Annotated in this window: 14 protein-coding genes; 12 read left to right on the forward strand and 2 right to left on the reverse strand. The window is 60.9% G+C overall.

The annotated features are described in order from the left end of the window. Positions 1-22 precede the first annotated feature (22 nt). From LOC68_RS02175 to LOC68_RS02200, 6 genes are read left to right on the forward strand one after another with little or no spacing between them, the layout of a single operon-like run. Complete coding sequence (locus LOC68_RS02175) at positions 23-1,036, forward strand: AAA family ATPase (RefSeq protein WP_230215150.1); 1,014 nt, start codon at positions 23-25, stop codon at positions 1,034-1,036. Next, positions 1,036-2,004 carry a DUF58 domain-containing protein gene (locus LOC68_RS02180; RefSeq protein WP_230215152.1) on the forward strand — a complete coding sequence of 323 codons (969 nt, stop codon included), beginning with the start codon at positions 1,036-1,038 and terminating at the stop codon, positions 2,002-2,004. The genes LOC68_RS02175 and LOC68_RS02180 overlap by 1 nt, the downstream gene beginning before the upstream one ends. Continuing rightward, positions 2,001-4,103, forward strand: a complete 2,103-nt coding sequence (locus tag LOC68_RS02185; RefSeq protein ID WP_230215154.1) for a BatA domain-containing protein — start codon at positions 2,001-2,003, stop codon at positions 4,101-4,103. The genes LOC68_RS02180 and LOC68_RS02185 overlap by 4 nt, the downstream gene beginning before the upstream one ends. Continuing rightward, entirely contained in the window at positions 4,100-7,867 is a 3,768-nt protein-coding gene (locus LOC68_RS02190) for a DUF4175 domain-containing protein (protein WP_230215156.1), read from the forward strand. Before LOC68_RS02185 ends, LOC68_RS02190 begins: the two co-directional genes overlap by 4 nt. Next, positions 7,864-10,242, forward strand: coding sequence for a glutamine amidotransferase (locus tag LOC68_RS02195; protein ID WP_230215158.1), 2,379 nt, complete (start codon positions 7,864-7,866; stop codon positions 10,240-10,242). Before LOC68_RS02190 ends, LOC68_RS02195 begins: the two co-directional genes overlap by 4 nt. Positions 10,243-10,244: 2 nt before the next feature. Then, complete coding sequence (locus tag LOC68_RS02200) at positions 10,245-11,219, forward strand: hypothetical protein (protein ID WP_230215160.1); 975 nt, start codon at positions 10,245-10,247, stop codon at positions 11,217-11,219. Here the strand turns inward: LOC68_RS02200 and LOC68_RS02205 are convergent. After that, entirely contained in the window at positions 11,216-12,541 is a 1,326-nt protein-coding gene (locus LOC68_RS02205; protein WP_230215162.1) for a sulfatase-like hydrolase/transferase, read from the reverse strand. The genes LOC68_RS02200 and LOC68_RS02205 overlap by 4 nt on opposite strands. 233 nt (positions 12,542-12,774) lie before the next feature. Here LOC68_RS02205 and LOC68_RS02210 point away from each other — a divergent pair, with 233 nt between their 5' ends. The 6 genes from LOC68_RS02210 to LOC68_RS02235 all read left to right on the forward strand — a co-directional run bounded on the left by LOC68_RS02210 (position 12,775) and on the right by LOC68_RS02235 (position 22,572). Further along, complete coding sequence (locus LOC68_RS02210) at positions 12,775-13,686, forward strand: ThuA domain-containing protein (protein WP_230215164.1); 912 nt, start codon at positions 12,775-12,777, stop codon at positions 13,684-13,686. Positions 13,687-14,402: 716 nt separating this feature from the next. Next, positions 14,403-15,041 (forward strand): hypothetical protein, encoded by a 639-nt coding sequence (locus tag LOC68_RS02215; RefSeq protein WP_230215166.1) that lies wholly within the window; start codon positions 14,403-14,405, stop codon positions 15,039-15,041. Positions 15,042-15,049: 8 nt separating this feature from the next. Beyond that, positions 15,050-16,219, forward strand: a complete 1,170-nt coding sequence (locus LOC68_RS02220) for an AAA family ATPase (protein WP_230215174.1) — start codon at positions 15,050-15,052, stop codon at positions 16,217-16,219. Then, positions 16,216-16,938 carry a hypothetical protein gene (locus LOC68_RS02225; RefSeq protein ID WP_230215176.1) on the forward strand — a complete coding sequence of 241 codons (723 nt, stop codon included), beginning with the start codon at positions 16,216-16,218 and terminating at the stop codon, positions 16,936-16,938. Before LOC68_RS02220 ends, LOC68_RS02225 begins: the two co-directional genes overlap by 4 nt. Then, entirely contained in the window at positions 16,925-19,723 is a 2,799-nt protein-coding gene (locus tag LOC68_RS02230) for a hypothetical protein (RefSeq protein ID WP_230215178.1), read from the forward strand. Before LOC68_RS02225 ends, LOC68_RS02230 begins: the two co-directional genes overlap by 14 nt. Then, positions 19,720-22,572, forward strand: coding sequence for a hypothetical protein (locus tag LOC68_RS02235; RefSeq protein ID WP_230215180.1), 2,853 nt, complete (start codon positions 19,720-19,722; stop codon positions 22,570-22,572). Before LOC68_RS02230 ends, LOC68_RS02235 begins: the two co-directional genes overlap by 4 nt. Here the strand turns inward: LOC68_RS02235 and LOC68_RS02240 are convergent. Next, positions 22,569-25,667, reverse strand: a complete 3,099-nt coding sequence (locus LOC68_RS02240) for an efflux RND transporter permease subunit (RefSeq protein ID WP_230215182.1) — start codon at positions 25,665-25,667, stop codon at positions 22,569-22,571. The genes LOC68_RS02235 and LOC68_RS02240 overlap by 4 nt on opposite strands. Positions 25,668-25,704 lie beyond the last annotated feature (37 nt).

Raw genomic sequence — 25,704 nt, forward strand, 5'->3', positions numbered from 1 at the left:
TCAGCGAGAAAGTCCACAGATCGTGAGTACCGAAACCGACGCCTACGCCGCCGAACAAGCGGCGGTAGAACAGATCCGTACCGGCCGCGAGCGGATTCTGTCTGAATTGTCGAAAGCCGTGATCGGACAGCAGGAAGTAATCGAGCAATTGCTCCTCTGCTTGTTCGCCGGCGGTCACTGCTTGATTACCGGGGCGCCCGGTCTGGCGAAGACCTTGCTCGTCAACTCGATCTCTCAGATTTTTGACCTCGAGTTTCGCCGCATTCAGTTCACTCCCGACCTGATGCCGGCCGATATCACCGGAACCGAAATTCTGGAAGAGACGCACGACGGCAAGCGGAAGCTGCAGTTCGCGAAAGGCCCGATCTTCGCCAACGTGATTCTCGCGGACGAAATCAACCGTACGCCTCCCAAGACGCAAGCGGCCCTTCTGGAAGCGATGCAGGAGCATCAAGTCACCGCGGCCGGCGTTCGCTATCCGCTCGAAAAGCCGTTCTTCGTGCTCGCCACGCAAAACCCGATCGAAATGGAAGGGACCTATCCGCTGCCGGAAGCGCAGCTCGATCGCTTCATGTTCAATATCTGGATTGATTACCTGCCGGAAGATGACGAAGTGGCGGTCGTCAGCCAAACCACCTCCCGCAGTAACCAGCCGATTCAGTCATTGTTCTCCGGCGACGACGTCCTCCGTTTCCACCAGATCGTGAAGAAGGTGCCGATCGCGGAAAACCTGGTTCGCTACGCGGTTCGTATTGCCGACGCATCGCGACCGGGCCGCGCATCGACCCCTGACTTCATCAATCAATGGGTCACTTGGGGTGCTGGTCTGCGTGCCGCCCAGTATCTGGTTCTGGGTGCGAAAGCCCGCGCCTTGCTGCAAGGTCGCCCCCATGTGGTCGCCGACGATATCAAGGCGCTCGCCCACGTCACGCTGCGGCATCGCATCCTGGTCGGCTATCGCGCCGAAGCGGAGGGAATCACTGTCGAGAAGGTGATCGACAAACTGCTGAAGACCGTCGCAGTGCCGGGGGCCTAATGAGCACGGCAGCGAATAGATCGACAGGACATCCGCAGCGCGGCGCCGCGCTGATCGATCCCGGTTCGCTGATGCGCATCAAGAATCTGGAGCTCCGGGCCCGCGCGATCGTCGAAGGTTTTCTCTCCGGTCTACATCGTTCTCCCTATCATGGCTTTTCGGTAGAATTTACCGAGTATCGCCAATACTCGCCGGGCGACGATCCCCGTTTTCTCGACTGGAAGTTGTACGCTCGTTCCGATCGCTACTTCATCAAGTGCTTTGAAGACGAGACCAATCTCCGCTGTCATCTGCTGGTCGACTTGAGCCGTTCCATGAATTACGGCACGGTCGGCTATAGTAAAGCGGAATACGCCAAGACCGCTGCAGCGACGGTCGCTTATTTCCTGTCGCTCCAGCGCGACGCGGTCGGGCTCCTTACCTTTGACGAGAAAATCGTCGACGTGATTCCTCCGCGGTTCCGCACTGGGCATATCCATCACCTGATGATGAGTCTCGAGCGAGCCCCGGCCGGCAAAGGGACCGACATCGAAAAGCCGCTCGAGCAAATCGCCGCGACCGTCGCCAAACGGGGCGTCGTCGTCCTGATCTCGGACCTATTGACCCCGATCGGCGCTCTAAAGAAGAATCTCAGCTACCTCCGCGCGCGAGGGCACGAAGTGGTCATTTTGCGGGTCCTTGATCCGCGTGAGGTCGACTTCGCTTTTGATCAACCGGCGATGTTCCACGATATCGAATCGGGACGCGATCTCTACATCGATCCGGCCGCCGCGCGGGACAACTATCTCTCTGCGTTTCAAGAACATTCCGGCAGCTTGCAGACGATCTGCAACCAGCTCGGCATCGAGCTGCACATGATCACCATCGATCGTCCCCTCGAATTGATGCTGTTTGACCTGCTGACCGAACGGATGAATCGGGGCGCGAACGTTCGCCAGCGAACTCCGGCCGGGGGAGGCGCGTCATGAGCTTCCTCACCGGGGCGTTCCTGTTCGGGGCGCTCGCGATCGCGGCGCCGCTGCTGTTTCACCTGATTCGCCGGACGCCGAAGGCCCATTACGAATTCAGTTCGTTAATGTTCCTGAAGCCCTCGCCGCCGAAACTGACGCGGCGGAGTCGACTTGACGAATGGTTGCTGCTGTTACTCCGAGCGCTGGCGATTTTGCTGTTGGCGTTCGCCTTCATGCGCCCCTATTTCCGCACCCAAGCCGAGCTGTCTTTAAACGATGCGCCGCAGCGGCATATCGCGATCCTGATCGACCGCAGCGCCAGCATGCGGCGCGGGGAGCTGTGGGAAAAGGCCGTTCAAGAAGTTGAATCGGCGCTCGACGATCTCGAAGATACCGACGAGGTTTCCCTGTTCGCCTACGACGAGAAGCTGGAAATGCTCCTCGCCCCCGAAGGCGCCGACAGTGTCAATCGCGCGGAACGTCGTGAACTGGTCCGGGAAAAACTAAAAGAGTTATCGCCAACATGGGGCGGCAGCAACTTGGGAGCGGCGCTGTTAGGAGTCGCCGAACGGCTCGAGACGGCCGATGACACACGTCAAACGCACGCGGCGCTGCAGATCTTGCTGGTGGGTGATTTGCAGTCCGGTTCGCAGCTTGACGCGTTGCAAATGAGCGAATGGCCCGAGACGGTCCGGGTCGATGTTCATGCCGTGGCGCCGAAGACGGAAGGGAATGCCCGCGTTCGCCTGGTCGAAACTTCGGCCGATGAGACCGATGATGCAGGCCCGCCGCGAGTCCGCGTCCGCAATGCCGCCGGATCCGACGTCGAACAATTCGAGGTCGTCTGGAGTGACGGCGAGAGCGATCGTTCGCGGCAAGTTTCGTTCTACGTACCTCCAGGCGAAAGCCTTGTGCTGGAAGTCCCCGCGGAACATGGCGCCATCGCCCCCGATCGCGTCCTGTTGCGTGGTGACGGCCCCGGTATGGAATTCGACAACGCCTTCTACCAGGTTCCCGCGATCCAGGAGCAAATCAAGCTCGCCTACTTCGGCGCCGACCGCGACGACGATCCGGAGCAGATGCGGTTCTATCTCGCCCGAGCGTTTGACGAGACGCCTGCTCGCAAGGTTGACATCGAAGCGATCGAGGGAGACGCGATGCCGAACTGGGAATTCGACTCCGAACCCCGCTTTGCCGTCATCGCGGGCTCGCTGAGCGAAGCGCAGCAGAAGGGACTCGACGGCTATCTCAACCAAGGCGGCGACGCCCTCGTCGTCCTTCGCGACGACCAGATGATCAGTGACTTAGGCAAATGGCTCGGCGGCGTCGTTTCCACCGAAGCGGAGCCCGCTTCCAGTAAACAGTCGTACGCGCTGCTCGGCAGCATCGACTTCCAGCATCCGCTGCTCGCCCCCTTCGCTGGCGCCCGCTACAACGACTTCACTAAGATTCGCTTCTGGCGCCATCGTCGCGTCAGCCTGAAAGAGGTTGACGCAGCGACCGTCATCGCCAGCTATACCGACAACACGCCGGCTCTCTGGTCGATCGAACGCGGTAAGGGAACGTTGTACGTCATGTCCGCCGGTTGGAACCGAGACGACAGTCAACTGGCCCTTTCGACCAAGTTCATCCCGCTACTTTCTCGTTGGTTGGAACTCGCAGCTCGCGGCGGTCTCGCAGCGCAGTCGTACGTGGTCAACCAGCCGGTTCCTTTGCCGCCGGCCGAAGGAAAGCGCAGCGTCAAAACGCCCGATGGCGAAGTTCAGGAACTCGCGCAAGAGGAAACGACGTTCACCGCGACGACCGTCCCCGGCATCTACACGCTGATAGATGCTGGGAACGAGACGAAGTTTGCGGTCAACGTCGCCGATGCGGAGAGCGAAACCGATCCGCTCGACGTCGGTCGTTTGGAGCAATTCAACGTCGTGCTCGGCGCCGCTCCCACGCAAGCGGCGCAGCTCGATCAACTGCGACAGTTGCGGGACGCCGAGCTAGAAAATCGCCAAAAAATCTGGAAGTGGCTGGTCGTCGCCGTTTTGGCTCTCTTGGGAGTCGAAACGCTGCTTGCCGCCCGTCGAAGTCGTCAACCGGTTCAGGTCGCAGGAGACCTCGCATGATCGATCGCCAGTTAAGTCGACAATTGCAGCAAGCCGCCGTCCGGCTTCGCGCGTACCGGATTTGGACCGGCGTCGCGATCGTCCTGTTCGCCGCCACCACCTTGTTGGGCCTCACCAAACTGGTCGGCATGGCGAACGGCGTCGTCTTCGCAGGCGCCATTCCGCTGGCGCTGCTGCTCGCGGTATTGGGTTCGCTGATTGCGTGCGTTATCGGCGCCCGCTCCGGACGAAACATTCGCCGTCTGGCTCAAAAGATCGAAGCGAAGTTTCCACAGCTCGACTCGACGCTGATGACGGCCGTCGAGCAAGACCCTCACGTTTCGGTGGCCGGACTTGGCTACTTGCAGCGAGCGGTCGTCGATCGCGCCCTCGATCATGCGCGGAGCAACGACTGGCGCAACATCGTTTCGCCGGCCCGGATGGGGCTGATTCGCTTGCTCGCCTACGCTGCGGCGGCGCTCTTGATCTTCGCGGCCCTTTCGCTCCATTGGCAAAACGTCGATCTCCTCGCGCGGCAGCCCGACGCCGAGCTCAACTTCGGCGACGTCGTCCTCAGCGGAACGCAATACGAAGCGACGATCGAACCTGGCGATGCAGAGGTCGAACTCGGTTCGAGCCTCTTGGTCCTCGCCCGGTTCGCCGATCGGCTGCCGCCGGAAGCGACCCTCGTCTACACCGCCGAAGATGGCGAAGAGCATACCTCCGCGATGTCGCAGTCGCTCGACGATCCGCTCTTCGGCGGGCGCATCGCGGCAGTCAGCACGCCGCTCCGCTATCGCGTCGCCTTTGGCGATCAAGTTTCGCCCGAGTTTCAAGTCACCGTCTTCGAGTATCCCGAACTCTTGCAATCGGACGCGAAGCTCGTCTTCCCCAGCTATACCGGCCAAGAGGAAAAGCTGGTGCAGGATACGCGCCGCGTTTCGGCGGTCGAAGGGACCGAACTGACGCTCTATTGCCATGTCAACAAGCCGCTCGCTGCAGCGGAGCTGGTCGAAACGACCAAAGAGGGCGAACAGACGATCCCACTGGCCGTCGATGCAAAGGATCCGCTCACCTACGTCGTCACGATGAAGATCGAGCGTTCGCAGCAGTTGACGCTCCGTTTGACCGACGACGCCGGGCGAACCGACCAGCACCCGGCCGAGTTCAAGATCGTCATGATCACAAACCAGCCCCCCGACATCAAACTGGCGCAGCCGACCCGCGATATCGAAGTCTCGCCGATCGAAGAGGTCGATCTGGCCGCTTCGGCGTGGGACGACTTCGGCCTGAAACGAGTCGGCATCAGCTATTCGATCCCCGGTAAACTTGATCGCGAAGTCTCGCTTGGTGAGTCGTTCCCCAGCAAAGAACGCGTTCAGGCCGAACATCTGCTCGCCTTTGAAGAGCTGAAGGCCGAGCCTGATCAGCTCCTCTCTTGGCATTTCTGGGCGGAAGACATCGGTCCGAACGGCGAAGTCCGCCGCACGTCGAGCGATCTCTTCTTCGCCGAAGTTCGTCCCTTTGAAGAAATCTTCCGCCAGGGAGAACAACCGGCCGACGGCTCTCAGCAACAACAGCAGCAACAGGGTGGTCAAAACGCCGAGCAAGCCCAGAAGCTGGCCGAACTGCAAAAGCAGATCATCAACGCCACGTGGAAGCTGATCCGCCGTGAGACCCGCAGCGAACCGACGCCGGAGTTCACGCCCGACATTCAGCTGCTGATCGAGTCGCAACAATCGGCTCTCGCCCAAGCGGAAGAGCTGGAGCAGAACCTGCAAGATCCGCAGTCGCTGGAGCATGTCCAGCGCGTCAAACAAGCGATGCAGCAAGCGATCTCGACCCTCGAGGCCTCTGCGGCCGGACCGTCGATTCCAGAACTGCAGCCGGCCCTCGGCTTCGAACAGGCCGCCTATCAAAACCTGCTTCGCCTCCGAGCCCGCGAGCACGAGGTGGTTCAGTCGAGCCAATCGCAACAGTCCAGCCAATCGTCGCAATCGCAAAACAGCCGTTCGCAGCAGCAACTTCAACAGTTGAAACTGCGCGAAGATGAAAACCGCTACGCTGACGAGCAGCAGGCCCAATCGGAACAGCAGCAAGAGGCCCGCGAAGATCGCCAGATCTTGAATCGGTTGCGGGAGCTGGCCCAGCGGCAGAACGACCTGAACGAACGAATCAAAGAGCAGCAAGGGGCGCTCGAAGCGGCCGAGACCGAAGAAGAACGGGCCGAGGCCGAACGTCAGCTCAAGCGTCTCCGCGAAGAGCAGGAAGAGATTCTTCGCGACACCGAAGAGTTGCAGCAGCGGATGGAAGAGCCCGAAAACCAGGAGCGAATGGCCGAACAGCGGCAGCAACTGGAGCAGGCCCGCGAAAACGTCCGCCAATCGGCCGAAGCGCTCCAGCAGCAGATGGTCACCCAGGCCGCCAGCGCGGGGACGCGCGCCCAAAGCGATCTGAACGAATTGCAGGACGAATTCCAAAAGCGATCCTCCGGTCAGTTTGAAGAGCAAGTTCGCGAAATGCGGAAGCAAGCTCAGGAAGTCGTGCAAAAGGAACAGCAGCTGGCCGAGGAGCTCGAGCAACTGCAAACCGGCTCCGGAGGCGATGAGAACTCGCTCCGCGACACCGGCGATCGTTCGCAAACCCAGGCCCAAATCGCCGAGCAGCGTGAGCGGCTCGGGCGGCTGATGGATCAGATGCGGGAAACGATCGAAGAGGCCGAAGATTCGCAGCCGCTGTTGGCCGAAACCCTTTACGATTCGATCCGCGAGACCCGCAAGGCCGATCCGCAGAAGGCGCTCGAAGCGGCCGAGTCTTCGCTCCGCCGCGGCTTCGTCGACGACTCGATCCGTCAGGAAGCGCAAGCGCGACCAAGCATCGACCAGTTGGCCGAAGGAATCGAACAAGCGGCCGAACAGATCCTGGGAGACGAAACCGAAACGCTCCGGCGAGCCCTCAGCGAACTGCAAAACTTGAATAACGATCTGGAAGGGGAAATCGCCCGGGCCGAAGGACGCCAGCCGAATCGCCAACCCACGCAAAACCAACAAGGCGAACCTGGCTCTCCAGGCGAACAAGGCCAAAACGGCGGCGAACAACCAATGGAAGGAAGCCCGCAGCCTGGCGAGTCGCCGGAAAACCAACCAGGTCAACAACCAGGTCAGCAACCAGGTCAACAACCAGGTCAGCAACCAGGTCAACAACCAGGTCAACAACCAGGTCAACAACCAGGTCAACAACCAGGTCAGCAACCAGGTCAGCAACCAGGTCAGCAACCAGGTCAGCAACCAGGTCAGCAACCGGGTCAGCAACCGGGTCAGCAACCGGGTCAGCAACCGGGTCAGCAACCAGGTCAACAACCGGGTCAACAAGGTGGCGGCGGCGGTCGTGGTGACTTAGCCGGCGGTTGGGAACAGTTTATGGAAGGGGGCGGCTTTCAGCCGACCTCTCCGTTTGGTGGCGATGACTTTGTCGACTGGTCCGATCGACTTCGCGACGTCGAGGAAATCGTCGACGATCCGGAACTTCGCGCCGAAGCGGCCCGCATTCGGGACGCCGCTCGCGAAATTCGTCGCGAGCTCAAAGGGACCTCTGCGCCGCCGCAATGGGACATCATCAAGCGAAAGGTGGCTCAGCCGCTGTCGAACTTGCAGAACCGCGTCGCCGAAGAGCTGCTGAAGCGAACTGCGGATGACGCCCGGGTTCCGATCGACAAGGATCCTGTTCCCGCCCAGTACGAAAACGCCGTTCGTCGCTACTACGAGCGTCTCGGGAGCAGCGAATGAGCGAGTGGTTTCGCGAACAGTTCCTGATCGAGTGGCCGAACGTCTGGGCCGATCGCGGCTGGACTGTGCCGGCCTGCGTCGTCGGCGGTGCGCTCTTCCTATTGATCTTGTGGGCGTACCGTTCAATTCAGGCTCCACTTTGGCTGAAGTTTACCTGTGCGGCGTTCAAGACGCTGGCCGTGCTGCTGCTCGCGGCGATACTGGTCGAACCGATGCGGAGCGAATCGAAGCCGGTTCCCGGCGCCAACCTGTTCGCGGTGCTGGCCGATCGCTCGCAAAGTTTGCAGATCGCCGACCGCGGCGAGTCGTCTTCTCGGGCCGACAAATTGAAGCCGCAGCTCGAACGGAGCGCTCCGTGGCAGGTCGCACTCGGCCAACAGTTCGACGTTCGCCGTTACGAGTTCGATCGCCAACTCGCGCCGGTCGCCGACTTCCAAGCGTTCGCCCCCGATGGCGAAGGGTCGTCGATCGTCGCCGCGCTGACCGGCGTCGCCGAGCGCTACGCCGAACGCCCGATCGCCGGGATTCTGCTCTTCACCGACGGCAACGCGACCGACTTCTCCGACAAAACGATCGACTGGAGCCAATCGCCGCCGATCTTTCCGGTGGTGCTGGGCGCTGAGCGAACCGCCAGCGATATCGGCATCCGCCGCGTCACCGCGAGTCAAACCAACTTTGAAGCGGCGCCGGTCACGATCACAGCCGAGCTGGAAGGGGATGGTTTCGCCGGCAAGTCGGTAACGGTCGAATTGCTCGACGAAAAGGGAGAGCGTCAGCAGACGCAGACCGTGTCGGACGTCCGCGACGGTCAGCTCTTCTCGGTCCGCTTTCAAGTCAAACCGACCGAGCGAGGCGTTATCTTCTACCAGGTCCGCGCCTACGCCAAAGGGGAAGAAGAATCTCTGGAAGATCCCACGAAAAGCGACGAAGCGACCCTGCTGAACAACCAGCGAATCGCGGTCGTCAATCGGGGCCAGGGGCCTTACAAAGTGCTCTACGTTTCGGGTCGCCCCAACTGGGAGTTCAAGTTTCTCAATCGTTCGCTCGCCGAGGATGACGAGATCAAACTCGACGCCTTGGTGCGGATCGCCAAGCGGGAAGCGAAGTTCCAGTTTCGGGACAAAGATTCGAGCGCCAATCGGATCTTCACCAACTCCGACGACGAAAAGAAGGAGCAGGTCGAACAGTACGACGAAGCGGTTCTGCTCCGCGTCGGCAAGCTCCAGCCGGGCGAACTCTCCGGCGGCTTTCCCAAATCGTCCGACGAATTGTTCCAGTATCACGCGATCATCCTCGATGACCTCGAAGCCGACTTCTTCACCCAAGAGCAAAAGTCGCTTATCCAGGACTTTGTCAGCCTGCGCGGCGGTGGTTTTCTGATGCTCGGCGGGACGGAATCGTTCGCCGAAGGTCAGTTCCACCGCACTCCGATCGGCGAGTTGCTCCCTGTCTATCTGAGCGGCGTGCAAAACCCGCCGCAGCAGACCGAGTTCGGGCTCGAGATGACCCGCGAAGGGTTGCTCGAACCGTGGGTCCGCGTGCGGGCGACCGAGCAGGAAGAAGAGAAGCGATTCGAAGAGATGCCGCAGCTCCGGACCCTCAACTCGGTCGGCGCGCTGAAGCCGGGGGCGACGCAACTGTTGGCGACGCCGATTGGCGAGAGCGAAACGCGTCCGGTCCTTGTGACGCAGCGGTTCGGCAAAGGACGCACCGCCGCGCTGATGCTCGGCGATCTGTGGCGGTGGAAGCTGCATCAAGATTCGCCTGACAACGAGGACCTCGAAAAGGCATGGCGGCAGACGATTCGCTGGCTCGTCGGCGACGTTCCGCAGCGGGTCAAAGTCGAAGCGAACCGCCGCACCGCCGATCCGAATCGTCCGGTCGAAATCGCCGTCGAAGTCAACGACGAGAACTTCAAGCCGCTCGATAACGCCAACGTCACGATCGAAGTGAGCACGCCGGACGGAGAAACTCTGACGCTGACCGCCCAGCCGAAAGACGCCGTGTCGGGGAAGTACGCGTCGACCTATGTGCCGCGAACGCCGGGCGCCTATCGGGCCAACGTCATCGCTTACAACCCGGACGGCAGCGAGATCCAACAGACCGAGACAGGCTGGGTCGCCGAACCGGCCAGCGAAGAGTTCGCCACGTTGAAACCGAATCGGGACTTCCTCGAAATGATCGCGCAGAAGTCGGGGGGCGAAGTCGTTCCGCTCGATAACCTCGATGCGTTCGTCGCAACGCTTCCCGATCGCGAGATTCCGATCGTCGAGCCGAAGATTCATTCGGTCTGGCATACCTGGGGCGTCTTTCTGTTGGCGATTGTTTTGCTCGTCGGCGAATGGGGCCTGCGGCGCTGGAAAGGATTGGCCTAGCTATGTTGTGGATCGTTGCGTGCGTCGCCCTGCTGTCTGGCGTCGAAGCGGAGAGCGAAAAAGCCGTTCCCGCCAACACCGTCATCGTCGCGGTCGGTGAGCCGGGGGAACCGCAGTACGAACAGATGTTCGCCGAGTGGGCCGCTCGTTGGCGGGAAGCGACCGCCAAGTCCGACAGCAAATGTGTGGAGATCGGCCTCACGCCGCGCGAGGCCGACTCGAAGGCCGATCGCGACATTCTCCAAGCGACCCTCGCCGAACTTGCCAAGGATCCGCCGCAAACGCTCTGGATCGTCTTGATCGGGCACGGCACCTTCGACGGCAAAAAGGCGAAGTTCAATCTCCGCGGCGCCGACATCACCGCAGCCGATCTGGCCGAGCGGCTGGCGCCCCTTTCGTGCCGGGTTGCGATCGTCAACTGTGCGTCGGCCAGCGGTCCCTTTCTCCAACAGCTGACCGGCGAGAACCGCGCCGTCATCACGTCGACGCAAAGCGGTTTCGAGCACAACTTCGCTCGTTTCGGCGGATACTTATCGAAGGCGATTGGCGACGCGGCCGGCGATCTCGACAAAGATGGCCAGACGTCGCTGCTCGAAGCGTGGCTCGCGGCCGCCAAGCAGACGCAAGAGTACTACGATTCCGACTCCCGTTTGGCGACCGAGCATTCGCTGCTCGACGACAACGGCGACGGCAAAGGGACGCCGGCCGATTGGTTCCGCGGCATCCACATCATCAAAACGTCCAAAGACGCCGCGCTACCCGACGGTACGCTCGCCAACCAGTTCATCCTGACGCCGAGCGACGCCAAGTCGGCGCTGCCGGAAGAGCTGCGTCAGCAGCGCGATGAGCTGGAGCGCAAACTGGCCGAGCTTCGTCAGCAAAAGGAGACTCTGGCGGAAGAGGAATACCTCCAACAGCTGGAGGCGATTCTCATTCCGTTGGCGAAACTCTATCAATCGGCGGAAGCGAAAGACTAGTCATCACTCGCCTTCTTTCCCTTCTTCGGCGCCCAGAGCGTCGCCTGGTGCGTTTTGACCCACGTCTTGTAGCCATCGTGCAGGCGTTTCACCACCTCGGGATGTTCGGCGGCGATGTCGTGCGCTTCGGCGATGTCTTTCGAGAGATTGAACAACTGCAGCTTCCCATCCTGCTCTTTATGTCCGCCGACCAACTTGTAGTCGCCGCTGCGGACCGACCAGTTGCTTCCCATCTTCCAGAAGAGCGCTTCGTGCGGGTCTTTCGCCTCTTTGCCGCTCAAATACGGCGTTAGATCAACCCCGTCGAGCGGCTGACCGGACGGTTCGACCCCGGCGGCGGCCAGACAAGTCGACGCGATATCGAGTGCGATCACCGGCTCATCGTAAACCTTTCCCTTCGGCAGCTTGGCCGGCCAGCTGACGACGAACGGCACTCGCGTTCCCCCTTCCCAGCAGCTTCCCTTAAAGCCATGCAGCGGGCGATTGTCATGCGCCGGGGTACCGCCGTTGTCATTCAAGAAGAAGACGATCGTGTTGTCGGTCAGATCGTTCTCCTGCAGCGCATCCATCACCTTACCGACCGCGCGATCGAGCGCGATCGTCATCGCCGGAACCTTTTTGCCGCCGGTCGTCGCCAGGTCGGCTTCGGTCGCATGATTCGGGCCGTGAGTCGCATTGAACGCCAGGTAGATGAAGAACGGCTTGTCTTTGCTGTCGGCGATATACTTGGCCGCTTCGTCGGCCAGGTGATCGGTCATGTAGTCGAACTTCTCCGGACGAACCGGATCGCGATCGCGCAGAATTTGATTCAAGCGGGTCGGCTTCTCCAGCGGAAAGTAGCTGCGCTGCCCTTGAAGAAAGCCGTAGTAGTCAGTGAAGCCGCGATCGAGCGGATGAAACTTCGGCGCGTAACCGAGGTGCCATTTGCCGAGGGCGATCGTGCGATAGCCCGCTTCCTTCAGCATCGCCGGGAAGAGCGTCTCGGTCAGGGGCAATCCATTCACTTCGCTATACGCCGGGGGAATGTTGTACTCATGTCCAAACCGCTGTTGATAGCGACCGGTCAACAGGCCGGCTCGCGATGGACTGCAAACGCAGCCAGAGACATATCCGTTGGTGCAGCGAACGCCGCTTTCGGCCAGGGCGTCGATCCGCGGCGTAGCGGTCTCGCCGCCGTGCATCGTGAAGTCGTTGTACCCGGCGTCGTCCGACAGGATCACAATCAGGTTCGGCCGATCCGCGGCTTTCTCCGCCGCGACAGACGCCGCCGCCGAGATCCACGTCCCCAACACCGCCGCAATCAGAAGAGCCGCTCGCGTCATATCAAAAAATCCGTCAAGTTTCTTCAAAATATGCCTGTCTCTTTGAATGTAGTTGGAAATCGCTGCGTGCGAATAGGCGAAAACCCGCGAACACTGCGAATAGAATCTCCTCTCCCGTCGTGGTCTTTCTCCCGCCTGATCGGCTCTTCGCGCAATCTAGTCAAACATTTGCTCGGCTCGAGTATTCGGGGTAACATGCCGCCAAGTGACGGCCTACATCGTTTGGAGCGACCATGAACAAAAAGCTGACTCTCCTGCTGCTGTTGACCTGCTTCTTCTCCGCATTAGCGGTCGCCCACAGTCAGGCCGAGGACGCGCCGCGAAAGAAGATCGTGTTGATCGCCGGCAAGAAAAGTCACGGCCCGGTCGGCAACGGTATTCATGACTATCCCTGGTCGGTGAAGCTGCTGAAAGTGATGCTCGATCAAAGTAACGTCGCCGATCAGGTAAAGGTCGAATTCCACCTGGAAGGCTGGCCGCAGGACGAAAGCACGCTCGCCGACGCCGACGCGATCATGGTCATCTCCGACGGACGTGACGGCGACAAGTTCGAAGAAGCGCCTCACTTTCAGTCGGACGAACGTGTCGCCGTCATGCAAAAGCAGATTGATCGGGGCTGCGGCTTTTTGACGTTTCACTTTTCGACGTTCGCTCCTGACAAGTACGCGTCCCAGATCCTCGACTGGAGCGGCGGATTTTTTGATTGGGAAGAAAATGGGAAACGGCAGTGGTATTCGGCGATCGAAACGCAAACCGCCGCGCTGCAGCTTCCGGCGGCCGACCATCCGATCTCGCACGGCGTAAAACCGTTTACGCTGCGGGAAGAGTTCTACTACAACCTGCGGTTCAATCCGGACGACGCGCGGCGTCAGTCAATCGCCGCCGTCCCAACTCTCCCGGGCCGCGAGCCGGACGGCAAAGTGGTCGCGTGGGCTCGGGAGCGGGAAAACGGGGGCCGCGGATTCGGCACAACCTGCGGCCACTATTACGACAATTGGCAAGAGCCGCAGTTCCGCAAACTCATTCTGAACGCAATCGCCTGGTCGGCGCACGCCGAAGTTCCCCCCGGCGGCGTCGAAGCGAAGTTCTACACGCACGACGAAATCGAAGCGGCCCTGGCCGCCGGGTCGTCTGCCGAAAAATAGGACCGGACCGCCGCCCGTTTTTTTTGGGCGGGCGAGCTTCCGTAGGGTCCGCTGTGCGGACCATCGGAATTGCCAACCGACTGGCCCGATCAATCGCCACATCCCCGGTCCGCACAGCGGACCCTACGGCTGAAGAGTGGACTGGACCGCTGTCGATTTTTTTTCGAACCACGCCCGCTGAATTCATTAGCGCTCAAACGGACAGTGGACTGGACCGCAACTTTTTTTCGCGACGACATCTCGGCAGGTCCCAAATCGTTTGCCTGACCTGCGATCTCCCAGTTTTGTTCCCCTTTCCTTACCCAGACCGCCTAGCATGTGGACCGCAGCGCTCATTTTTTTTCGTCACAGAGTGGACTGGACTGCGCGCGAAAAAATTTGCTTCGCGGCGTCCCGAGTTGAATGACGAATCCAACCTGACTCTCACAATGACCTTCCACCGGTCCCGAAACAGGACCGGACCGTTCGCATTCTTTTTCTAGCATGCGACGACTCCATGAGCGGACTATCTCCTGGCTTGCCGACCAAGACCCGACGCTTCGCCAGGCAAAGTCGACCCCATTTCCGTGCGCTTTGTCAACAGACAAAGTTACGGCGAAATCATCGCCGCAGGCGTCCAAAAACTGGTCCTAGCGAAACGGAAACGCGAACCTCCCCTCGGCCGCGGGAATCCCCTAAACTAGTAGCAATTCGTAGGACCACCGTCAGGATTCGGCATGAAGTTCGGCTCGTTTCTTATCCAGTTGTTCGCCGAGGGAGACGTTGCGTTCCCGCCGCTTGGCGCTATGACCGAGCGGGAACTGCTCGAAGGGGACGCCGTCTTAACCGAGCACGAAGCGCTCTGGCGACTCGATCAGCCGGCGCCGACGCCTAGTTTTGACCTGACGGCCGGTCGCTGGGGAGCGGTTCGGCTGTTCCGCGCCTGTCAGTTCGTGTTGTATCGCGAAGCGGACGCCGCGGCGATCGAAGAAGAACTGGCCCCGCCGTATCCCGGCCCGCTCACGCCCGCAGTCTGCTATTCGGTCGATCTGACGTTTCGCTATTTGCCGCAGCTGATCAACTTCGCCCGGTCGGCGTCGCCCGACGATCCGCTGGTCGCCCGCTTGCAGATTTGGGGAGCCGAATGGCCGTTGTCTTCGGTCGGCATGGCGAACCTCGAAGAGCTGCCGATCGACGTCCTGATCGACCATCCCGGCCTGCGGCGTCAATACGTCGACCGGATCATCGCAATCGGAGATCTGGCGCGACTTGACGATCCTCGCGTGCAAGCGGCGATCGGCCAGGCGCTCGGAATGTATCCCGAGCTTGCCCCGCGAATCGCCCAGAAAATTCCTGCTTTCACCACTCCAACTTGATGAGCGACATGACGGAAGAAGCCCGCGTAAATGAACTGCTGCAACTTGGCGCCAAGCTGACCAGCGACGTCCTCGGTCCGATGAAGGAAGCGTTCGTCGGTAAGGATGAGATCATCGACTTGCTCGGCATCTGCCTTGTCGCGCGGGAAAACCTCTTCATCCTGGGTCCACCAGGGACGGCGAAGAGCGCGCTGGTGCAGCAACTGGCGCGGCGGATCGAAGGGAAGATGTTCGACTATTTGCTGACCCGCTTTTCGGAGCCGAACGAGATCTTCGGCCCGTTCGATATTCGCAAGCTCCGCGACGGGGAACTGGTCACCAATACCGAAGGAATGTTGCCAGAGGCGACGTTCGTCTTTCTCGACGAACTGTTGAATGCGAACAGCGCTATTCTGAATAGCTTGCTCTTGGTGCTGAACGAGCGAGTCTTTCGTCGCGGGCGGGAAACGCGACACTTGCCGACGCTGATGGTGGTCGGCGCCAGCAACTGTTTGCCGCAGGACGATGCGCTGGGCGCTTTGTTCGACCGCTTTCTGCTCCGCGTGCGAAGCGACAACGTCAATCAAGAAGAGCTGGGGGATGTTCTGTCGGCCGGTTGGAAGCTCGATCAAAGCCGCGATCGCATCGCGACCGGCATTACGGTCGAAGATGTGCAGCAGCTTAGTTCGCTGCTGACCGCAGCGGACTTGTCCGAAGTTCGCAGCGACTATGTCGAACTGGTTCATCGTCTGCGTCATGCCGGCGTCGCGGTCTCCGATCGCCGCGCGGTGAAGCTCCAGCGGATCTTGGCGGCCAGCGCGATTCTTTCCGGTCGACTGAAGGTCAATCGAACCGACATGTGGGTCCTGAAACATATTTGGGACACCGAAGAGCAGCAGGACGTGCTGAAGTCGATCATCGGCGACGTCTTGCAGCGGGCCAGCGACGAAGAAAAAGAGCAAAGTCACCCGCGTAGCCAGAGCGCCGACGCCCCTGATCCGCAGCGTTTGGCGGACGAGCTTGACCGGATCGCGAGCAAAATCGCCCAAGGGGTGCTGCAAGCGACCGAGAAGTCGTACGTCCGCGATCAACTCGGGTTGCTCGCGTCGCGCTGCCAATGGGTCGCCGATTCGCAGCAGCGTGAATTCTTGCAGCAGCGGACCAGTTCGCTGTTGGATCAACTTGGGGAGGCCGCATGACGCCGCAAGTGCTGCGGATGGAACGTCGGTTCGCCGAGACGCTAGGACGGGTCCGCAGCCGGCCCGAGTTGTCGGTCGGCGAGACCGCGGAGCATCTCTGGGTCCGCTGGGAACAGGAGGAGGAGACGCTCGACGGCGAACTCTTGAGCCTGCCGGCCGTTGGCTTTGCGGTCCTGGAAGATGGCCAACTGATCGAGCGCGGCCGGAGCGTGCCGCTCGGCTATTTGCCGGAAGTCGAATGGACGCCGATCGCCGAGTGGATGACGATCCAAATCGATGCCCCGGCTTTGGCCGCGACGATCCCCACGCCCGTTCGGTTCCAGATGAAAGCGACGTCCGTCGCACAGGAGAGCAACGTCCTGCTCACGTCCGCCAAGAAGTGGCGCGACTACGCTGAATCGGCGCCGCAGGTTCGTTTGAATGCGCTCGTTTTCGCCCAGAACGCCGACCAGGAAGTGATCGTGCGCGGCACGCCGCTGCCGCCGATTGCCGGAACCTACTTCGTCGAGCAAGCAGGCGTCGCCGTGGTCGCCGGTTGGACCTGGAGCCCGCCGGTCGCGGCGGAAGTGCTGGCGCGTTCACTGCGGATCTCTGGCGACGATTTGGCGCTGCTGCATGCCGACGGGAGTTGGGAGAAGATTCGGGGAGAGGAGTTTGTGCGGGCGACGCGGACGGCGGTGCGGTTGTCGACGCAGGAGCGTGACGATGAGCAAAAATGATCTGGAAATCGCGCGCGAGTATCTTCTCCCCGGCCCCAACAGCTTTTGGAGGTGGGGAGACAAAGGAGACGCGATCGAGTGGACCCAAGGAGGGACGATCGCATTTCGCCCAGAGTTGGTCTTCGTCCTGCGCCATTTGGTCCCAGTCGGTCTGCCGCCGCGCGATTGCGTCCTCTTGCTACTCGCGGCGACGCGCGACAATTGGAGCGCCGCGCCGCATGATGCCATTTTCAATTCGATACCGTGCGAAGTCGCCGGCGAAATGTTGGATCTCCAGCAATCATCCGCCCTCCGCGAGCGACTCTTCGAGAACGGTCGGGGATTAAGCAAACTCGTCCAACTGCCGACCGCACTCCGCAGTTCTTTGGAAGCGAAAGCGACGTTAATCGAGGTGGTCCTGGAAGAGTTCAGGGCCGTGACGACGCCAAGCGAGGCGAACATCGTGCTCGACTACCTCGAAAATGGAATGGGCGAGATCCTGGCCTGGTACGACTCATCCGTCGAGGCCCGAATTGAATCGACGCTATCGCGCGAGCGATTGGAGACGCTCTGCGAAGGCCTGGAACGAGCGACGCCAGAGACGCTACGCAATCGGCGGCAAACTTCGCTCGATCAACTCCCGCAAGCCATCGACTCAGAACTGCCGCAATCGCAGCAAGCTCGAGCGCTACTGACCAGCTTGCTGGACGATGACCAACTGCAAGGCCTGGCCAAGTTGGCGCGCGATTTGATGGCGGCCGTTTCGTTGCCGCGGGCGTTGGCCGACCAGGAAGAAATGCAAATCGGCGGCGTATCGGACATTACCAATCGGGGCCCGCTCGACCGGCTGCTGCTGACCGAACTGGTCCATGACGACTTGACGCTCGCCGTCCGAGTGAGCGTCAATGAGGCGCTCTATCTGCGCCGTGAGTCGCCGCCGCGGACTCCGCAAAAAGAGCGGATTGTGTTGCTCGACTCCGGAATTCGCTCGTGGGGCGTTCCCCGCGTCTTTGCCACAGCCGTGGCGCTGGCGCTGACGGCGACAACCGGGAGCAACACGCAAATCTCGGTCTTTCGCGCCGCTGACGAGAAGGTGAAGCCGGTCAATCTGCTGACGCGGGAAGGTTTGGTCGAACATCTGCAGCAGTTGGACGCGACGGCCCATCCCGGCAAAGCGCTTCCCGCGTTTCTGGAAGCGTTTCAGACCTTGGATTCAGCCGCCGAACCGGTGATCGTGGTGGCGGAAGAGGTGCTAAGCGATCCGGAGTTTCAACAGGCGCTCGCCGCGGCGGCATTTCCCAGCGTTCACCTGGCTTCGGTCTCGCGGAGCGGACGGTTTTGCTTGATCGAAAAGAATCTTCGCGGTTCGAAGCGCGTCCGTGAGGCGGAGCTGAACGTTGAGCAACTCTTCGCCGACCGCCCGGCTACGGCGACTCCGCTGATCGATCGGAGTTTGGCGAACGACTTGCCGGTGATTTTCAAGCAGCGTCCCTTTCCGCTGCGGATTTCGCACCAGGTCGAATATAAACAAACGATCTCGCTGGCGGAGCATGGTTTTCTGACCATCAGCAATCATGGGTGTCTTCATCATTGGGATCAGAAGTCCACATTCGGCTCCCGCATTTTGCACGACCAACTTCCCGCGGGAGGTTTAACGTGGTGCAAGTACGACGCATCGGAGAAGATGGCCTATGGTGTGATTACGAAGATCGATCGGCGCGAGTTGGCGTTTCTGCAAGTCGACGTCACGAATTCGGTGGCGAAGACGAGTTTCGTAACGCCGCGCAGCAAAGGAAACGTGATCGCGCTACGAGACGGCGTGTTGCTGGTTCTTTCGCCGAATCAATCCCATTTGGAAGCGATTTCCTTGCAGACTGCCGAGTCCCTGGATGTGCTGCGGCTGCCCACCGAGATTGCCTGGACGCATGACCGCTTCTTTCGCGGCAGGCACGTTCAAGATCCCTGGCATGCGGCGTCGTTTGACGGTAGTCGCTTGCAACTCGACTCGGTCGTTCATTCGGACGACGCCAAGAAGTACGAATTCGTCCACTTCGGGGAATACCACGGCTTGAACGCTCCGTACGGCGTCACCCGAGACGGCATGATCTACTATTCCGACACGCGCGAGGTATGGCCCATCTGGCGAGAAGACCGCTTGATCCAAGACTCTCCCCGCGTTTCCCAAGACGGCCGGCGCCTGTTGCTCTATCCGCAGCTTGCGAAAAACAGTCCTGAACTTCCCTGTTGTCTGGTCGACTTGCAGTCGCGAACGCCGGCCATGATCCAGTCGCCCAAACCGGAGAAGATTTTTCCGACGCTTCATCCCGAGGCGAAGCGTTTCCTGACGTCGCACAGCATGCGGAACCACTTTACCCATGTCGCCGTCTCCAGACGAGACGACCTCGATTGCCTGGTGCTAGTCACACGCAGGAAAGGGCTGCTGGCGTTGAAGAATCTAGCGGAAGGGCGTCCGCGACTCTATCGCGAAAAGTATTCGGAGAACGTGACGCTCGGCAAGACGTTCAAGATGGTCAAGGCGCCGCGCTTTCAATTCTCGCTCGGCTGTGCGACTTGGGAGGACGGCAGCCAGGCCTTTCTCGATTCTCGGGGGATCTTGCACCTGCGGTCGTCCGATCCCAACTTGCCGGAGCTTTCAATCACACTTTCAGATTGGGAAGCGACCGGTTGGAGTTCGGATGGGCGGCATTGGGGAGCCAGCTGGCAAACCGGACGCCCAACGTCGTCCGATTCGGAAGGGAAGCCGCTCGAAAATCTGGTCCGCCGGTTTATTAGGAACTTGCGATGATCGAGCGAACCGTTCAACTGCGCTACACGCCGCATCCGCTGCGGGACGCGACCGCGTGGCTGATCGCATCGCCGGATCCAGCCGACTGGCTGCAAGCGATCGCCGCTTGTGGCGCCCAGACGCAGATCGCGGTCCGTCTGCTGATGATTCCGGGCGAGCGGTACTCGCAAACGGTCGGCGGCGCGTTTCTCTTTCTGCCCGAAAACGCCCGCGGCGACTTGCGTCCGCTGCAAGCTGCGGCGAAGTGCGTTCCGTACGGTAAGGTGGGGAAGCGGTTGTTCGTACCGATCGAAGCGACGTTTGACCCAGCCCTCTCTCCGGAAGAGTTGCAAACGATTCTTGCCGCCGATCTGACCTACGTCTGGCATCCGGCGGCCGGCCTGATTGGGTTCGAAGCGGACGATGTGTGGCAGTCGGCCGACTTTCTGGAGGCTGGACTTGCCGTCGATCGCCGCTGGGATCGGGCGACGGCCGGAACGCAGCTGGCGCCGAAGCTACGCTCGCTTGCGCCGAGCGAGCCGCCGGGGATCGAGATCGTGCTGCAGCAAGGGAAGGGAGACATCGGATCGGAAAGCGAAGAGTTGGGCAATCGCCCGCCCGATGCGGACCGTCCCCAGCCAGGCCTGGGGCATTCGATCCAGTGGTTCGGTTTGAAAGTGTTGGGCGCCGGACTGGCCGGGTTGAGCGCGCTCGGTGGAGCGCTGGCTGCTGGCGCCGGTTCAACGGCAGGGGGCGCGGCGGGCGGTAATCGTCCAGGACCTCAGCCGAGCGGCAGCGGCGGGCCATCGTGGCTCCAGCGGCTCGAAAGCTGGATGTCCGAGCGTCTGGCGGGGCTCGACCAGGCGCTCCTCAGCGAACGTGAGAAGGCGATCCAGAAGCTGATGGGCTTGCTCGATAGCGATCCCGACGAAGGGCTGAAGTACGCGCTGCCGCTCGGCGGAAGAGCGGGGCGCGGAATCGCTCCGCCGGGGAGCCGGCTTTCGTCCAACGACGTCAACTTCAACATGAATCGCCTTGGTGGCGGAGGAGGGCCCGGCGACGCGTGGAATCTCGATTGGGAAACTCAGCAGAAGCTGACCGCCCGATATCGCGAGTTGGCCAATCGCGAACTGCGGCTGGGACGTTATCGCCGCGCCGCCTATATCTTCGGCGAACTGCTGAACGACATCAGCGCCGCCGCGAGCGCCCTGGAACAAGGGGAACATTGGCGCGAAGCGGCGGTTCTCTACCGCGAACGGCTCAAGCAGCCGTTGGCCGCCGCGCGCTGCTATGAGAACGGGGGCCTCTGGACCGAAGCGTGTCAGCTGTACGAGGAGATCGACGAATTTGAAAAGGCAGGGGACATCCTCACACGGCTTGAGCAGCATGAGGAAGCGAAAGCGCAGTATCGCAAAGAGGTCGTCAAACGGCGGAGCAGGGGAGAGCTGTTGGCGGCGGCGCGCTTGCTGGAGCTGAAGCTCGACGCCGTCGACGAAGCGGTGGAAGAACTGGAATCAGCCTGGCCCGCGACGTCACAGGCCGGTCCCTGCCTACAGGAAATGATCGCCCTCTTGGGACGACATGCGCGGCATGACGCGGCCGGGACTCGGTTGAGAAAACTGCGGGACGAAACGGTTCCCCACCCAATCCGCATCAAGCAGATCGAAATCATCGCCGAAGCGAGCGCGTCCTATCCTGATCGCCGGGTCCAAGCGCAAGCCGCCGACGACACGCGGGTGTTGGCGTCGCGGATGTTGAAGGGAGGGAGCGTCATCGATTCGTCGCGTGTGCTCGACGCGGTCCGTAAGGTGGCGCCGGAAGATCGGTTGCTCGCGCGCGACTGCACGCGATTCGACGAAGCCCGCAACGCGCGGGCGCCGCTACCAACGCTCAAGTCATCGCGGCTGCAGCGAACCGCCGAATTGATCCATCAATTTCAGATTCCGTGGAAAGCGCTGCGCTGGAAGTCGGCTGTTTCGTCGGCCAACATGATCTTCGCCGCGGGCGTCTTTCACGGGCATCTAAAACTGTTCCGCTACGGATTCGACGGCAATCTGGCGCCGCAGCAGTTTTCCCCCAATCGGCAAAGCCAGTTTTCCGATCCAGAAATTCTGCTGGCGGTTAACGGCAATCACCCCGACTTCGTCGTCATTCATCCCTTTGGCGGACCGCCGATCGCCGACGCGTTCGAGTTTCCCGAGACGAATCGGATCGCTTATCGTACGCGCGCCGGTTCGCTGCCGGGGATGACCGGCAATTTGTGCGGCGCCGCCCATTCAGGACAAGATCTCGTCTGGCTGTTGGAGTTCCGTAACCAGTCGCCCACGCTGATCGGCGTGCGAACTGGCGGCGAGATCGCCGTCACCGAAACGCTCGATATCGACTTTCACACGGTTGCCTTACCGCTGAACGAAAGTCGTTTCGTGCCGATGTTCGCCAATGGGCGGATGGTATACATCGGAGCCGGCGAGCGACTCTGCGCCTATCGACAAGGGGTATTACAGCACAAACTGGAGCTCGATCAGCCGATCTATCAATTGGCGGGAACCCTCCCCAACACGCGCAGTCGGGTCGCCGTGGCGATGGAGCGCGGCGGGGTCGTCTTTTGGGATGATGCGCCGGATGGAAAACGGGAACGCTTCTCCACCCAAATGTCCCATCCGCAAATCGTGTTTAATCGGGGCGGACTTTTGATTTCCGCCAGCGGACGGACCGGCGAAGTTTACAGCACGCATGATACGAAACTGAAGCTGGAGGCCGAACTGGAGTTCTCCGGCAACGTCGTCGCCGTCGCGTCCGACATCAGCCCGAATCGATTCTCGGTGTTGCTCGAATCGGGCGAGATTCAGCAGTTTCTCGTCAGCGGTTAGGCGACCGGATTCGCTTCCGGATCCCGTTCGATCGGCAGTCCTTTGGCGAACCAAGGATAGATGCACGGCACCACCAGCGACGTGAGAAGCGTCGACGTGATCAGCCCGCCGATCACGACCGTCGCCAAAGGACGTTGCATTTCGGCGCCGTCGCTGGTTGAGAGAGCCATCGGCAAGAAGCCGAGACTCGCTACGAGCGCGGTCATCAGCACCGGTCGCAACCGGGCCAAGGCGGTCGTGTGGCTGATCCCGTCGATCGGCACGCCTGCCTTGCGGAGATTTTCCGCCGAGCTGACCCAGACCAGTCCGTTGAGCACCGCCACGCCGAACAGGGCGATGAACCCGACGCCGGCCGAGATGCTGAACGGCATCTCTCGCAGGTAGAGCGCGAAGATGCCGCCCGACGCGGCCATCGGCACCGCCAGGAAGATGAGCAGCGCCAAGCGGACCGAGCCGAGACTCGTGTGCAACAGCAGCAGAATGATCAACAGCACGATCGGCGTGATGATCGCCAAGCGTTGACTGGCCGATTGCAGATTCTGGAAGTCGCCGCCCCACTGGATTTCGTAGCCGGTCGGCAACGCGACCTTTTCGCCGATCGTGCGCTGCGCTTCCTGCACGAACGTTGCGACATCGCGACCACGGACGTTGGCCGACACGAAGGTTCGACGTCGGCCTCCTTCATGTTCGATACCGGGCGGAGTTTCTTCGAGCGTGATCTCGGCCAATTCCTTAAGCGGAACTGGTTCACCGCCGGCTTCGGCGACTGGAAGTTGCTCCAGCAGATTGAGCCGCTCGCGCCATTCCAGTGGAATGCGGACCATGATGGGGTATTTCGCTCGCCCTTCAAAGATTTCCCCGACCGGCACGCCGCCGATCGAAGCGACGACGTCGAGCACCGATTGGGCGTCGACGCCGTACCGAGCCAGCTTCTCCGGCTGCGTTTTGATCGCGATCGTCGCGAGGTTCGCCTGGTAGTCGGCTTTGACGTCGACGGCGCCGGGGATTCCGCGGAGGACCGATTCGATCTCTTTCCCCTTCTTGGCGAGAATCTCCAGATCGTCGCCGTACAAGAGCACCGCGACGTCGGCTTTCACGCCGGCGACCAACTCGTCGACGCGCATTTCGATCGGTTGAGTGAAACCGAAGGCGACGCCGGGGACGTTCGAGTTGAGCTTTTCCGACATTTCCTCAATCAGCTCGTCGCGAGTCTTGTGATCGGGCCAATCATGCGGCGGCTTCAGCAGCACCCACACGTCGGTTTGATGCACGCCCATCACGTCATTGGCGATTTCGGGACGACCCGTTTTGCAGAAGACGGTCCGCACCTCAGGGAATTCTTTCAGCAACTTTTCGATCTGCGTCGACATCGCGATCGATCCTTCGAGCGTGGCGCTCGGCAGACGAACCGCTTCAACCAGAAGGTCCCCTTCGTTCAGTCGCGGCATAAACTCGGCGCCCAGGTCCATCGCGACGGGAATGCTGATCAAGAAGACCGAGAGGGCGACGGCGACCGTTGCGCCGGAGTAGCGAATCGCCCGGGTCACGATCGGATCGTAGATCCACTTGATCCAGCGAATCAGGAAGATTTCTTTGTCTTCCATCGTTTTCGGCAGCATCAGCGACGCCATCGCCGGCATGAAAGTGAGCGACAGGACGAGCGAACCGGCCAGTGCGAAGAGGACGGTCATCGCCATCGGGCGGAACAGTTTTCCTTCGGTCCCTTGCAGCAGCAAGATCGGAATGAACACGACCGATATGATCAACTCGCCGAACATCGTCGGCTTGCGAACTTCAATCGCCGCGTCCCGAATCACGTCAGCGTGCAGCTTGTCGCCGTTGTCGTGCGAAAGTCGGTGGATGCAGTTTTCGATCATGATCACCGAGCTGTCGACGATCAAACCAAAGTCGATCGCCCCCAAGCTCATCAAGCTGGCGGTCACGCCGACGGTCGCCATAACATTGGTCGCGAACAGCATCGAAAGCGGAATCGCCATCGCCACCAGGATGCCGGCGCGAAGACTTCCCAGCATGAACAACAGCACGACGACGACCAAGAGTCCACCTTCGGTCAGGTTCGTTAAGACCGTTTTCAGCGTTCGGCCGATCAGCGCCGCTCGGTCGTAGGTCACTTCCAGACGGACCCCTTCGGGCAACGTCTTTTCGATTTCCTTCAGGCGTTCCTTGGTCGCCATCACCACTTCGCGCGAATTCTCGCCGATCAGCATCATCACCAGCCCCGTGACCGCTTCTCCACGACCATCACGCGTCACGGCGCCTTGCCGCGTCATCGGGGCGATCACCACGTTGGCGACGTCGCCGACCAGGATCGGGGCTCCGTTCGCTTCGCGGCGAATGACGATCGCTTTGATGTCGTCGATGTCGCGAAGGAGCGAAATCCCGCGGACGAAACGCTGTTCGCCGTAGTGAATCACATAACCGCCGCCGGAAGTGGCGTTGTTGTTCCGCAGACGCTCAAAGAGCGTTTCCAGCGTAATGCCGTAGCTGGTCATCCGATCGGGATCGGGCTGCACTTCAAACGTCTTGTAGTAGCCGCCGTGCGTGTTGATTTCGGTCACGCCCGAGACTTCGCGCAAGCGGGGAGCAATTTCCCATTCCAGCATCGTGCGAAGCGCCATCGGCGAATGGCGATCGCTACGGACCTCGAACTGCAAAATTTCGCCGAGCGCCGTCGTCAGCGGGCCAAGCGCCGGAGTCCCGTATCCTTCGGGAATGTTGGCGGTCGCTTCCACCAAACGCTGCGCAACCAAGTTGCGCGCCCAGTAGATGTCGGTCCCTTCCTGAAAGACGATCGTCACCACCGAGATGCCGAACTTCGAAACGCTGCGGACTTCCTCCACGTTCGGCAGCCCACCCATGATGTTTTCGACCGGGTAGGTGACGTAGCGTTCGACTTCGACCGGCGACAGCGAACCAGCGTCGGTGACGACCTGGACCTGAACGTTGGTCATGTCCGGCACTGCGTCAATCGGCAGCTCGATCGCCGAATAGATGCCGGCGCCGGCCATGAGCAGGGTCAGGATGACGACCAGCCCACGGTTCTTCAGCGAGAATTCGATCAGGTGAGTTAGCATGGCGGGATTTCAGGGAATGCGGGAAGGTGATTCTTAT

Source organism: Blastopirellula sediminis (assembly GCF_020966755.1).
Lineage (GTDB): Bacteria > Planctomycetota > Planctomycetia > Pirellulales > Pirellulaceae > Blastopirellula > Blastopirellula sediminis.

What these genes read in the sequence shown, in the direction of transcription:
- LOC68_RS02180 (WP_230215152.1), top strand. Translation starts at nt 1,036, where the DNA reads ATGAGCACGGCAGCGAATAGATCGACAGGACATCCGCAGCGCGGCGCC.
- LOC68_RS02185 (WP_230215154.1), top strand. Translation starts at nt 2,001, where the DNA reads ATGAGCTTCCTCACCGGGGCGTTCCTGTTCGGGGCGCTCGCGATCGCG.
- LOC68_RS02190 (WP_230215156.1), top strand. Translation starts at nt 4,100, where the DNA reads ATGATCGATCGCCAGTTAAGTCGACAATTGCAGCAAGCCGCCGTCCGG.
- LOC68_RS02195 (WP_230215158.1), top strand. Translation starts at nt 7,864, where the DNA reads ATGAGCGAGTGGTTTCGCGAACAGTTCCTGATCGAGTGGCCGAACGTC.
- LOC68_RS02200 (WP_230215160.1), top strand. Translation starts at nt 10,245, where the DNA reads ATGTTGTGGATCGTTGCGTGCGTCGCCCTGCTGTCTGGCGTCGAAGCG.
- LOC68_RS02205 (WP_230215162.1), bottom strand. Translation starts at nt 12,541, where the DNA reads ATGACGCGAGCGGCTCTTCTGATTGCGGCGGTGTTGGGGACGTGGATC.
- LOC68_RS02210 (WP_230215164.1), top strand. Translation starts at nt 12,775, where the DNA reads ATGAACAAAAAGCTGACTCTCCTGCTGCTGTTGACCTGCTTCTTCTCC.
- LOC68_RS02215 (WP_230215166.1), top strand. Translation starts at nt 14,403, where the DNA reads ATGAAGTTCGGCTCGTTTCTTATCCAGTTGTTCGCCGAGGGAGACGTT.
- LOC68_RS02220 (WP_230215174.1), top strand. Translation starts at nt 15,050, where the DNA reads ATGACGGAAGAAGCCCGCGTAAATGAACTGCTGCAACTTGGCGCCAAG.
- LOC68_RS02225 (WP_230215176.1), top strand. Translation starts at nt 16,216, where the DNA reads ATGACGCCGCAAGTGCTGCGGATGGAACGTCGGTTCGCCGAGACGCTA.
- LOC68_RS02230 (WP_230215178.1), top strand. Translation starts at nt 16,925, where the DNA reads ATGAGCAAAAATGATCTGGAAATCGCGCGCGAGTATCTTCTCCCCGGC.
- LOC68_RS02235 (WP_230215180.1), top strand. Translation starts at nt 19,720, where the DNA reads ATGATCGAGCGAACCGTTCAACTGCGCTACACGCCGCATCCGCTGCGG.
- LOC68_RS02240 (WP_230215182.1), bottom strand. Translation starts at nt 25,667, where the DNA reads ATGCTAACTCACCTGATCGAATTCTCGCTGAAGAACCGTGGGCTGGTC.